Genomic DNA, 11728 nt, shown 5'->3' with positions numbered 1-11728 from the left:
TGCCAGCTCGGGGGTGCCGTCGGCGGGGCCGATCGGCCGGACCGGCCCATGACCTAGGCTCGGATCCATGACGGACCGTCGTTTGCTGCTCGTGCACGCCCACCCCGACGACGAGTCGATCGGCACCGGGGCGACCATGGCGAAGTATGTGGCCGAGGGCGCCCACGTCACCCTCGTGACCTGCACCCTCGGCGAGGAGGGGGAGATCATCCCGCAGGAGCTCGCGCACCGCGCCGCGGACCGCGACGACACCCTCGGGCAGTACCGGATCGGCGAGCTGGCCGCCGCGTGCAAGGCGCTCGGCGTGACCGACCACCGCTTCCTCGGGGGCGCCGGCCGGTGGCGCGACTCCGGCATGATGGGCGTCGCCTCGAACGACAACCCCGGCTGCTTCTGGCGGGCCGACCTCGAGGAGGCCGCCGACGAGCTCGTGAAGATCATCCGGGAGGTGCGGCCGCAGGTCCTGGTCACCTACGACGAGAACGGCTTCTACGGCCACCCCGACCACATCCAGGCCCACCGGGTGGCCCGGCTGGCCTTCCAGCGGGCCGCCGACCCCACCCTGCCCGGCGGCGAGCCCTGGCGGATCGCGAAGTTCTACCACACCGCCGTGCCGAGGTCGGTGATGAAGCGGGCGGCCGAGGCGATGCGCGAGGCCGCCGTGGAGTTCTGGGCGCCGGACGACGTCGACGACATGCCGTTCGGGTGCGCGGACGAGGACGTCACGACCGAGATCGACGCCCGGCCGTACGTGGAGGCGAAGCTCGACGCGATGCGCGCGCACGCCTCGCAGATCGCGGTGGACGCGCCGTGGTTCGCGCTGTCGAACAACATCGGGCAGCAGGCCTTCGGCGTCGAGCACTACATCCTGCGCGCCGGCGTGCCCGGCCCGCCCGGTATCGGCGCGCCGTACGAGGCGGGCGGGCTTGGCGAGCCGCACAACCGGGAGACCGACCTGTTCGCGGGCATCGGCTAGGGTCGGCCGCATGACCGAGGAGACGCCCGGACGCGAGGCGGGGCCCGGCACGCCGGCCGGCGGCCCCGTGCCCGCCGACGGTCCTGCGCAGCCCCGCCCGTACGACGGGGACGCCGCGTGGCCGGCCGGGCCTGACGGTCACGGTCCCGCCGGATCTCACGGTCACGGTCCCGCCGGATCTCACGGTCACGGTCCCGCCGGCCCCCACGGTCAGGGCCCCGCCGGCCCGTACGGACCGTTTGGGCCGTCGGCGGGGGCGTACGGCCAGGAGACCGCCGCGGGTGACGAGGCCATGAGCGGACCGCTGGCGGGGGCCCTCACGGGCGCCGTCTACGGCGTGCTGTTCCTCCTCGGGGTGGTCCTCGGCGTGGTCGGCGGGTTCGAGCACGCCTGGTACGTCGGCGAGATCCCGGGGGCCGCGATCGTGTGGCTGGCGGCGCTGTTCGCCGTGCCGTACGCGACGGGCCGGCTGATGGGCGGCAAGCTGGCCGCGCTGATGCCCGCCGCCGGGTGGCTCGTCATCTCCTTCCTGCTCGCCACCCCGCAGGCCGCGGGCGACCTCGTCATCGCGGGCGACACCTCCGGGTTCGTCTACCTGTACGGCGGGGCCGTGGCCGTCGCGGCCGCCGTCGTGGTCACCCCGTCCAAGGGGTCCTGGCTCCTGCGGTCGTACGGCAGATCCTGAGGCGCGGTGCTTGCGGCGCCGGTGGGCCGCGCGGATGCTGGGGGCATGCGGCGTGCGCACCGGGTCCGGCAGGTGGTGAACTATGTCAACCTCTCCACGCCCCTCGGGCTGTGCATCGCCCGGATCGGCGGCGCCACGACCAGGAAGGGGGAGCGGGGCCTCGTCTACGCCCACGGCTACCGCATCCCGTTCCCGATCGCCGGGGCGTTCACGGTCGGGAACGTGATCCTCACCAAGCACGAGGACGGCTACCTCGCGGGACGGCTCCTCGACCACGAGTCGCGGCACGCCACGCAGTACGCCGCCTGCGTCGGCCTGCCCATGCTCCTCCTCTACGTGGCCGCCTCGGCGCTGTCGCTCGTCATCTGCGGACACCCCGCGTCCTGGAACCTGTTCGAGCGCCTGGCGAACCTCGACGACGGCGGCTACCCCAGGGTCATGCCCTGGTGGAGTAGGTCCCAAGGATGAGCGGAATCCGCCGGTCGTAGGAGGAATATTCCGCTCCCCGTGGGGATCATGGACTGCTGAAGGGAGGGTCCATGTCGCAGACGATCCAACCGGAGAGCTCCGAGACCCCGCAGGTCCCCCTCGCTCCCGTTCCCGCCGCCACTGCCGCCGCCACCGCCGTCCCCGTCGCCCCTGTCGTCCGGCCCTCGGGGCCCCGCCGGTGGCCGTCGAGCTTCGCCGATCGCCTGACCTGCCCGCTGCCGGACTTCCGCGAGGTCCTCAGCGTGATGTGGCACGGGGGGTTCCGCACCGACGTCGGCGACGCCGACCAGATCCCGGTGCGCCGGTCGGGGCTGCCCCCGGCCGCCGCCACCGACACCGTCGTCACCTGGGTGGGGCACGCCACGTACGTCCTGCGGATCGGCGGCCTGACCGTCCTCACCGACCCCGTGTGGTCGCGCAAGATCCCCGGAGTCCGGCAGCGGCTCACCCCTCCCGGCGTCGCCTGGTCCGACCTGCCGGCGATCGACGCCGTGGTCATCAGCCACAACCACTACGACCACCTCGACGCGCCGACGATCCGGCGGCTGCCCAGGGACACGGCCGTCTTCGTCCCGGCCCGGCTGGCCCCCTGGTTCACCCGGCGCGGCTTCCGGAACGTCACCGAGCTCGACTGGTGGGAGTCGGCCCGCCTCGGCGAGGTGTCCTTCGACTTCGTCCCGGCCCACCACTGGAGCCGCCGCACGCCGTGGGACACCTGCCGCACCCTGTGGGGCGGCTGGGTCCTCACGTCGCCCCGGCATCGGGTCTACTTCGCCGGCGACACGGCGTACGGGGAGCGGTTCGCCCAGATCGGCGAGCGGTACCCGGGCATCGACCTCGCCCTCATGCCCGTGGGCGCGTACGAGCCCAGGTGGTTCATGAAGGCCTCCCACGTCGATCCGGCCGAGGCCGTCCAGGGGTTCCTCGACGTGGGGGCGCGGCGGATGGCGACCATGCACTGGGGCACGTTCGTCCTGTCGGGCGAGCCGCTCCTCGGGCCGGTCGCCGAGACGCGCGAGGCGTGGGCGTCCCGCGGCCTCGACCCCGCCGACCTGTGGGACCTCGCCGTCGGCGAGAGCCGTACGCTCCCCTGAGCCTCACGCCGGCGGCGCGCAGGGGGACTCGGGGAAGGGGAATCGGGTCGACAACTGGAGGTTCCACACCCGGAACAAGGTGCGGGGCGCGGCCGGCAGGCAGTCGTCCGCTTGGTAGGCGCCCAGGTAGCGCCAGTCGCCGCGTCCCGGCCTCGTCCAGGCGTGACTGGGGAGGCCCGTGCTGACGACGTAGTAGGCGTCGGCCGGCTCGGTCTCCCCGTAGACGACGCCGTAGTAGAGGGTGCCGTGGACGGCGGCGGTGAGCGCGGCGGGCCCGGCCCCGGCACGGCGCGCCGCCTCGGCGAGCCTGTTCCGGGTGGCCTCGCCGAGCTTGAGGGGCCAGGCCGTGCCGGCCGGCAGGCGCTCCTCGTACCCCTCGTCCTCCTCGTCCATGGAGGCGCCGTCCGCCCGCGGCTGTGATGAGGGGACGGGCGCCGCCACCGCGGACGGCACGGACGGCACGGACGGCACGGCCGTTTCTCCGGACGGCGCGGCCGTGAGCACGAGGACCAGGGCCACGACGACGGCGGCGGCTCCGGCCGTCGCCGCGACGGCGACGGCGACGGGGGTCATGGGCTGTCCTCGCATGCGCGACTTGTAGCACGCGGCATCCGGTGATGGAACGGTGCGGGTCCGCGAAAGCCGGCCGGGGGCGTCCTGCCACAATTCCGGCATGAGCTTCGCGACGGCCGACCTCTTCGACGCCCACGGCGACGCGCTGGGCAGTTGCACCACGCAGTTCCGCCCGTACGGCTCCCGCGCCCGATTCTGCGGCCCGGTCGCGACGGTCCGCTGCCTGGAGGACAACGCGCTGGTCAAGCAGGTGCTCGGGACGCCGGGGGAGGGGCGGGTGCTGGTGGTCGACGGGGGCGGGTCGTTGCGCACCGCGCTGATGGGCGACGTGATCGCCTCGTCCGCGGTCGCGAACGGCTGGGCCGGAGTGATCGTCAACGGCGCCGTGCGCGACACGGTCGCCCTGGCCGGATTGGATCTCGGGATCAAGGCGCTGGGGTCGAATCCCCGCAGGAGCGCCAAGACGGGCCTCGGGGAGGTCGACGTGCCCGTGACGTTCGGCGACGTCACGTTCCGGCCCGGGCAGTGGGTCTACAGCGACGAGGACGGCGTCGTCGTCAGCGACGAGCGCCTCCCCGTCTGACGGCGCCGCACACCGGGGAGGCGGGCCGGTCGGACGTGGCACGTCCCTGCGGCCGCCGCCTCCCCGTCCGACCTCCGCCGGCGTGCCGAGGATCGTCGCCCGCTCCCGGGATCCCGAAGGCCTCCGCGAGGTTCCCCCGTGAGCCGATGCGGGGGCCGGCCGTACGCCGGCTCAGGGGACGCGGACGACGGTCTTGCCGCGGCTCGTGCCGTCGGCGAGGCGCTGGACGGCGGTCTCCACGTCGGCCAGGTCGTACTCGGCCGTGACGTCCACCCGTACCCGGCTCTCGGCGACGGCGCGGATCGCCTCGCGGACGGAGGCGGCGAGCCGCTCGGGGTGGGTGGCGGCGAGCAGGTTCCCGTTGTACGTCACCAGCGACGTGCCCCTCATGAGCAGATCGTTGGCCGACGCCGTCACCGGCTCGTAGCTCGCGAGGTTGCCGTACGCCACGAGCCGGCCGTGCGGCGCGAGCATGTCCAGGCCGGCCTGCCTGACCGGGCCGCCGACCGGGTCGAGGATCACGTCGAATCCCTCGTCCAGGCCGGGGAGGTCCGCGCGGAGCAGCACCTCGTCGTAGCCGAACCCCTTCGCGTAAGCCGTCCGATCGGCGTCGCCCGCCACACCCACGACCCTCGCCGCGCCCGCGAGCCGGGCGAACTGCACCGCCAGTGTTCCGCCCCCGCCCGCCGCGGCGTGGACGAGGATGCTCTCGCCCTCACGGACGCGGCCGGCGGTCGCCACCAGGTCGTAGGCCGCCGGCGCGGTCCACCCCAGCGCGGCCGCCGTCCGGAGGTCCAGCCCGCCGACCGCCGCCGCCAGGGCCGCGGGCGCCACCACCACCTCGGCGTACGCGCCGGACGAGGTCAGCGCGAGGACCTCCTCGCCCACGCGGGCGGGATCCACCCCCTCGCCCACCGCGACGACGCGCCCGGCGGCCTCGAACCCGGGGACGAACGGGCGGGGCACGGCGAAGTGGCCGTCGCGGACGAGCACGTCACCCCACTGGACACCCGCGTAGGCGACCCGGACGGCCACCTCTCCCGTGCACGCCAAGGTCCTTGTCGCCACCCTGACGGACGAGGGCCGCGAGCTGCTCGACCGCGCCTACCGGGAGGTCATCGTCCTGGAACGGGCGCTCACCGGCGCGTTCACCCCGGAGGAGCACTCATCGCTGTGCGACCTGCTGGAACGCGCGACGGGAGTGCTGATCAGCCAGACCCGGCAGCCCGAGGCCGCCTCCTGACCGACGGCTCAGAGGGTCCAGATCTGGCCGTCCGGGGTGTCGGCGACCGCGACGCCGAGCCCGGACAGCTCCTCCCTGAGCCGGTCGGAGGCGGCCCAGTCGGCGGCGGCCCGGGCCCGCTCCCGCTGCAGGAGCAGGTCGGCGGCCCCGGGCGGCAGCACCGGCACCTTCCCGATCTCGGACGACAGGTCGAGGCCCAGGATGTGATCGAAGTGGAGGAACGTCTCGAACCGCGACCCCGGCTCCACCGACTCGTCCCGTTCGAGGTCGCGCAGCAGCCGCAGCGCCAGCGGGACGTCGAGGTCGTCGTCGAGGGCCTGCTCGACCGGCCGCGCCCTGTCGGGGTCGATGGGCCGGCTGGGGGACTCGGCCCACTGGGCCACCCGCCGCCGCCATCGGCGCAGCGTCCGGTCGGCCGCGCGCAGCGTGTCCCAGGTCAGGTTCATCTGCTGCCGGTGGCGGTGCTCCAGCAGCGCCAGCCGTACGGCGAGGGGGTCGAGGCCCTCGGCCGCGACGTCGGACAGCAGCACCACGTTGCCCGTCGACTTGGCCATCTTGCGGCCGTCGAACAGCAGGTGCTCGTTGTGCGCCCAGCGGGAGACGACCTCGTGCCCGGTGGCGGCGTCCGACTGGGCCCGCTCGTCCTCGTGGTGCGGGAAGCGCAGGTCGATGCCGCCGGTGTGCAGCTCGAACCGGTCGCCGAGGTAGCGCAGCGACATGGCCGAGCACTCGATGTGCCAGCCGGGGAAGCCCCGCCCCCAGGGGGAGTCCCAGGTCAGCTCGCCCTCGCCGGGCTTCCACAACGCCCAGTCGGCGTGGAACCGCTTGCGCTCGTCCACGGCGTCGATCCGGTGGGCCGGCTTCAGCCGGTCGAGCCGGTTGCCCGAGATCTCGCCGTACGAGGGGAAGGAGGCGGCGTCGAAGAAGACGGCCCCACCGGGCGCCTCGTACGCGTGCCCCCGCTCGATCAGCCGCGCGATGAGCTCGATCATCAGGTCGAGCGTCTCGCTCGCCCGCGGCGTGTGCTCGGGTCTGCGGATGTTGAGCGCGAGCGTGTCGCGGAAGAACGCGTCCTCGTAGTGCCTGGCCACCTCCAGCGGGGACCGTCCCTCGCGCCGGGCCTGCGCGAGCACCTTGTCCTCGCCCTCGTCGGCGTCGTCCGTCAGGTGGCCGACGTCGGTGACGTTCTGGCAGGCGATCACCCGCAGCCCGCGCCGTTCGGCCACCCGGCGGACCAGGTCCGCGAACACGTACGCCCGGAGGTTCCCGACGTGGGCGGGCCGGTAGACGGTCGGCCCGCAGGTGTACATCCGCAGGACGCGGGCGCCCTGCGGGACGACGGGTTCGGTGCGCCTGGTCCGGGTGTCGTGGAGCCGCAGCATGACACGAGCCTATGCGGTGGCGTCCCGAGGGTCAGGAGAGGAACTGGAGGATCTCGCGGTCGCCCCGGTCCCGCAGCCGGTCGAGCACCTCGTCGCGGGAGGCGCCCTCGGGCAGGCCGATGCGGGCGCCGATGAGGCGGAGCCCCTCGGCCTCGGACGCCACCGGGGCGGTGTACCCGATCAGGTACAGCGCCCGGTTGAGCGGCGGCAGCCCGGCGGCCGCGGCCGGCAGGAAGCGGGTCAGCAGCTCCCCGCCGTCGGAGACCGTGAGGAAGACGTGGTCGCCCTCGGCGGCGTTGTACTCCGCCAGCACCCCCCGGATCGACCCGATCGTCGGCTGGTTGTGCCAGCTGATCACCACCTCGCCGGACGCCGTGGAGGCCGTGAGCTGCCCGCCCGGCGCCATCCCGAGGTGCGCGGCGAACCCGGTCGGCAGCGGCGAGCCCGAGCCGCGCAGGTGCTCGGCGTTGACGTCCACCCGGTGCCACCAGCGCCCGTCGCGGCTGCGGAAGCAGCGGCGGGTCGTCGACACGTCGCGCCGCGGCTGGTACGCCTCGGCCTGGTCGGGGGCCGCCACGCGGATCCAGCCGCGCTGGGTGCGCTCGAACCCCGGCCCCCCGGCGTACGCCCGGATGGAGCTCTCGCTCACCTCGTAGCGGGAGGTGAGGCTGTCGACGATCGTGCTCACCGACGCCTCGCCGCCGGCCCGTTCGATCTCGCGGCCGATCATCTCCCGGATGCCCAGGTACTCGTCGCCGCCCCAGCGCCGCAGGCCGTACTTGTTGCGGTCGAGCCGGATGAACCGCTCGTCCGAGGCGAGCTGGTTGCGGATGCCGACGATGCTGTAGTCCTCGCCGATGCCGGCCTGGATCTCCTCCGGCGTACGGGGGGAACCCGCGACGGCCAGCACGGCCTCGGCCTTGTCGTTGACGCTGCGCGGCCAGGGCACGACATGGCCCTCCAGCACCCGCAGGTGGGGGACGGAGGCCAGCCAGCGCTCGCCCACGTCCTCCCTGATCCCGAGCTGGGCGACCATGGACACGGCCTCGTCGAGGGGCCGGGGCCCGTCGGAGAACAGCTGCCGGGTCTTCTCCCTCAGCTCGTCGGCGCCCCCGGCGACCAGCCACCCGTCCACCTGCTCGTACCCGGTGAGCAGCGTGCGGACGAACCGCCAGGCGGGGATGGCGAGCGTGGTCAGCTCGGTGCGGTGCCAGGGGACGGCCGCCGCCAGGTCGTCGGCCGGCGCGGCCGAGCCGAGCCGGGTGCGCAGCCACGCGAGGTGGGCGGTCAGCGGGGCCGCCTGGGGGCCGTTCATCCAGCCGAGGACGTGGTCGCGCAGGTCGCGTTCGATCTGCCGGATCCGCTCCCGGGTCACCGAGAACCGCTGGGCCAGCTCGTCGAGCGTCGCCCGCTGCGCGGACTGGCCCGGCTGCTGGCTGGAGTCGAAGTAGAGCCGGTCCCTGGCGATGGCCCGCTGCCGGTCGTCGAGCCGGGCGAAGATCTCGTCGATGACCTCGGGGAGCGGCCGCTCGGGCAGCGCCGGGGGGACCGGCGCGGCCGCCGACTCCTCGTCGGGGTCGGTGGCCAGCAGCTTGTCGATGACAGCGGTGAACAGGGCGTGGACCGCCTCGCGCGGGCCGGGCGTCTGCAGGCTCTCGTGCGGGTCGGTGAACCTGAGCAGCGGCAGGATGTCCCCGAGGATCAGGTGGGACCAGCAGGCCGTCGTCAGGTCGGCGAGCCGGGAGGCGACCTGGGCCGTCCCCACCGCCGCACAGGCCCGGTCAAGGGGGAGTGCCTGCCACCACGCGTCGGGGAGACCGGGGTCGCTCGCGATCGGCTCTACCTGGCTGGGCGCCGTCCAGCGCAGCGGAGGCACGATGTCGCTAAGGCTCAGGTTCAATGCAGGTCCAACCGGCAAGGGGAATATATCCGCAGTTCAGACTAGGGGATCAGGAAGGCAGGAAGGGACTGGCACGGCCGGAATAGGACACGTAGAGCAGCTCTCCCGCTCGTGTGCACGCCACGTAGAGCAGCCCCCGTTCCCGTTGCAGATCGTGCGCCCGGGCCGTGGGGTCCTCCGTGGCCGGGGTCAGCGCGTCGGGCGCCGGCACGATTCCGTCAGCCACGCCTATCACGGCCACGCGACGGAATTCCAGACCCTTCATGCCGTGAAGTGGGGTCACTTTGACCATGATGCCCGCTTCGCGTAGTGCGGTACGTGCGGTTTTCACGAGGTCCGCGGTGCGGGCGGTGACGGCGATCTCAGCCGTCGGCACGCCGTCCTCGACCCACTCGGCCACGTGGGAGACGAGCCCGGCGAGCTCCGCCTCCGGCGTGACGTACTCCCGCACCATCGGGCGGGGGCCGTGGCCCACGGCGCGGTAGCCGTACATCTCGGCGTTGCCGGGGACGAGGCCGTCGGCCGGGCCGCCGCCGCGCAGCCGCACCCCCCAGGTGAGGATCTCCTGCGGCAGCCGGTAGGAGATCCTCAGGTGGAAGCGGCGGGCCGGGATGCCGACGTCCGCGAGGGCCACCCGGGTGTCGAACATCCGCTGGTGCGGGTCGCCGACCACGAACAGGTCGTTGGCCGCGACCGGGACGGCGGCGCGCAGCAGCCGCCACTGCGCCGGGTGCAGGTCCTGCGCCTCGTCCACCACGATGTGCCGGTACGGCCGGCTCCCGGGCGCCTCCTCGCCCAGCAGGTCGCCGACCGACCGGCCGAGCAGGTCGGCGGCCTCGGAGGCGAGCTGCAGCAGCGTCCGGCGGCCCGTCTCCCGCAGCCGCCCGACGACGTGCTGGACGGCCTCCCACACCACCAGGCGGGCGTCGGCGTCCAGCTCCACGCTCCGCCCCGGGCGGGACGCGTCCCGGTACTCGTCGAACGTCCGCAGGTTCTGCGCGAGGATGACCTGCTCCCACTCGCGCAGCAGGAACGCCGTGCCGAACCGGCCGATGGCCGCCTCCTGCCACAGCTCGGCCAGCTCCGCCGCGCCCACCAGCGCCGGGGCGCGGCCCTCCGCCTCGGCCACGATGCGATGGGCGATGCGGTCCACGTTGCCCACCTCGACGCGCTTGCGGACCACCTCGTCGTTCACGATCATGTCGAGCCGCGCGGACAGCTCGGTCGCGAGCCCCTGGGAGAACGTCACCAGCAGCACCGGCCCGCCCGCCGCCCGCGCGAGCCCGGCCGCCCGGTGCAGCGCCACGATCGTCTTCCCGGTTCCCGCGCCGCCGGTCACCAGCACCGGGCGGTCGTAGCGCGGCCAGTTGGCGTACGTGTGCTGTGGCGGGTGCAGGAACGTGCACCAGTGGGGCGTCGTGAGGATGCGGTCGAGCTCGTGCTGGCCCTCGGCGAAGGCCGCCTGGCCGGGACTGCGCCGCAGCGCCTCCGCCAGGTCCTCCGGGTCGACCTCGTCGAGGGGGAAGGCCCGGCACGCGTCCAGCTCCCGCCAGGCCGCCGCGAGTGAGCCGCCCCGCGCGAGCGCCGCCAGCGGCGCGTACTGGCTCTCCGGCAGCAACGGCTCCACCGCCGTCAGATGGCTCTCCGACGTCATCATGCGCAGCAGCGGCAGCAGCCGCGCGTCGATCCCGAGGTGCAGGAGCTCGGTGTCGCAGAACCGGTCGAACAGCCGCCGGTCGGAGCTCTCGGCCGCCCGGTAGAGCGCGGGCTCGATCCGTTCGAGCGCCTCGGCGTCCCAGCACTCGACGACCCCGATGGCCGTGTTCACCCCGAACCGGTGCCGCTGGGCGTACGACCACGCCTCCGCGTCGGGCAGCACCGTCAGCAGCCAGTAGACGTCGTTCTGCCGGACGACCACGCCGCGGTGGCGGTCGGCCAGCCGCAGCGTCGCCACCCGGTGGTCGCGGCTGTTGCGCACCCGCTCCGGGTGCGGCGCCGACGGGGAGTTGCGCAGGAACCGGCGTACCGCGACGACGACGTCCCGGCGGACCGGCCGGGACAGTGCGCCGAGGTCCCGGGTGAACTCCGGGGCGATCGCGAGCCGGGGCACCCGACTATCCCATCAGGGACAGCAGGTCGCGGTCCCCGCGTTCTCGTAACCGGGTGAGGAGCTCGGCCCTGCCGACCGGCCCGCTGAGCCCGATCCTCGTCGCGATGACCCGGACGGCCTGGTCCTGGGTGCCTCCGGGGGCCGTGTAGCCGACCAGGCGCAGCGCGCGGCTCGTGTCGTCGCCGCCGGCCGCGGCCGGCAGGTGCCTGACCCGCAGCATCCCCTCCTCCGAGAGGGTGAGGAAGATGTGGCCGCCCTCCTCCGCCGCCACCTCGCCGAGGATCCGCTGCAGCGAGCCCAGCGCCGGGCGCGCATGCCACGCCACCGACACCTCTCCCGCGGCGCTCCGGACCGTACGGCTGTCGCCCGGGTGGAGCCCCACGTAGGCGGCGAATCCTGTCGGGAGCGGGACCTCCCCGCCGTCGAGGTGGCCCGCCGTCACGTCCACGCGCAGCCACCAGCGGCCGTCGGGCTGCCGGAAGCAGCGGCGGGTGAGGCTCACGTCCTTGAGCTGACCCTGCGCGCGTTCCGGGGCGCCGGGCGCGGCCCCGAACCGGCGCCGTTCGCCGGAGGCCGCAGGCGACGCCGCGGGCCCGGGAGCGGCCGCTCGCCGCTCCCCGGAGACTCCGGAGGCCGCGGACCCACCGGAGACCGCGGACCCACCGGAGGCCGCGGACCCACCGGAGGCCGCGG

At 74.2% G+C, this 11728-nt stretch carries 11 protein-coding genes and 1 pseudogene; 6 read left to right on the top strand and 6 right to left on the bottom strand.

Going from position 1 to position 11728, the window contains the following annotated elements; translation table 11 throughout:
• The first annotated feature begins 67 nt into the window (after positions 1-67).
• The 4 genes from mshB (at position 68) to MPTA5024_RS35065 (ending at position 3244) form a co-directional block, all read left to right on the top strand.
• Positions 68-976: an N-acetyl-1-D-myo-inositol-2-amino-2-deoxy-alpha-D-glucopyranoside deacetylase gene (gene mshB, locus MPTA5024_RS35080; RefSeq protein WP_036332280.1), complete on the top strand. Its 909-nt coding sequence runs from the start codon at positions 68-70 to the stop codon at positions 974-976.
• A 292-nt stretch (positions 977-1268) separates the two neighbouring features.
• The gene (locus tag MPTA5024_RS41585; RefSeq protein ID WP_036332279.1) at positions 1269-1661 is read left to right on the top strand and encodes a DUF6113 family protein; all 393 of its coding nucleotides are present in this window, start codon (positions 1269-1271) and stop codon (positions 1659-1661) included.
• A gap of 45 nt (positions 1662-1706) precedes the next feature.
• A complete protein-coding gene (locus MPTA5024_RS35070; RefSeq protein ID WP_036332278.1) occupies positions 1707-2129 on the top strand; it encodes a hypothetical protein in 423 nt (140 codons plus the stop codon).
• A gap of 71 nt (positions 2130-2200) precedes the next feature.
• Positions 2201-3244 carry an MBL fold metallo-hydrolase gene (locus MPTA5024_RS35065; protein WP_051459066.1) on the top strand — a complete coding sequence of 348 codons (1044 nt, stop codon included), beginning with the start codon at positions 2201-2203 and terminating at the stop codon, positions 3242-3244.
• Between the two features lie 3 nt (positions 3245-3247).
• On the opposite strand, the gene MPTA5024_RS35060 is transcribed toward MPTA5024_RS35065, so the two are convergent.
• Positions 3248-3817 carry a hypothetical protein gene (locus MPTA5024_RS35060; RefSeq protein WP_036332277.1) on the bottom strand — a complete coding sequence of 190 codons (570 nt, stop codon included), beginning with the start codon at positions 3815-3817 and terminating at the stop codon, positions 3248-3250.
• Between the two features lie 100 nt (positions 3818-3917).
• Between MPTA5024_RS35060 and rraA the strand changes: the two genes are divergently transcribed.
• Positions 3918-4400, top strand: coding sequence for a ribonuclease E activity regulator RraA (gene rraA, locus MPTA5024_RS35055; protein WP_036332276.1), 483 nt, complete (start codon positions 3918-3920; stop codon positions 4398-4400).
• 171 nt (positions 4401-4571) lie between these two features.
• Here rraA and MPTA5024_RS35050 read toward each other — a convergent pair whose 3' ends face one another.
• Entirely contained in the window at positions 4572-5453 is an 882-nt protein-coding gene (locus MPTA5024_RS35050) for a quinone oxidoreductase family protein (RefSeq protein ID WP_232326778.1), read from the bottom strand.
• On the opposite strand from MPTA5024_RS35050, the gene MPTA5024_RS35045 reads away from it, so the two are divergent.
• Positions 5443-5643: a hypothetical protein gene (locus MPTA5024_RS35045; RefSeq protein ID WP_198167584.1), complete on the top strand. Its 201-nt coding sequence runs from the start codon at positions 5443-5445 to the stop codon at positions 5641-5643. The genes MPTA5024_RS35050 and MPTA5024_RS35045 overlap by 11 nt on opposite strands.
• Before the next feature lie 8 nt (positions 5644-5651).
• Here the strand turns inward: MPTA5024_RS35045 and cysS are convergent, their stop codons facing one another.
• The 4 genes and pseudogenes from cysS to MPTA5024_RS35025 form a co-directional block, all read right to left on the bottom strand.
• Entirely contained in the window at positions 5652-7025 is a 1374-nt protein-coding gene (cysS, locus tag MPTA5024_RS35040; RefSeq protein ID WP_036332275.1) for a cysteine--tRNA ligase, read from the bottom strand.
• A 31-nt stretch (positions 7026-7056) separates the two neighbouring features.
• Positions 7057-8925: a sigma factor-like helix-turn-helix DNA-binding protein gene (locus MPTA5024_RS35035; protein WP_036332274.1), complete on the bottom strand. Its 1869-nt coding sequence runs from the start codon at positions 8923-8925 to the stop codon at positions 7057-7059.
• 49 nt (positions 8926-8974) lie between these two features.
• Complete coding sequence (locus MPTA5024_RS35030) at positions 8975-11035, bottom strand: UvrD-helicase domain-containing protein (RefSeq protein ID WP_036332273.1); 2061 nt, start codon at positions 11033-11035, stop codon at positions 8975-8977.
• A gap of 4 nt (positions 11036-11039) precedes the next feature.
• Positions 11040-11728: pseudogene (locus MPTA5024_RS35025) on the bottom strand (sigma factor-like helix-turn-helix DNA-binding protein); the annotation flags it as partial.

The organism is Microbispora sp. ATCC PTA-5024, from assembly GCF_000511135.2.
Classification (GTDB): Bacteria; Actinomycetota; Actinomycetes; order Streptosporangiales; family Streptosporangiaceae; genus Microbispora; species Microbispora corallina.
The sequence above is the reverse complement of the archived record's forward strand: the minus strand, read 5'-3'. Positions and strand labels throughout refer to the sequence as shown.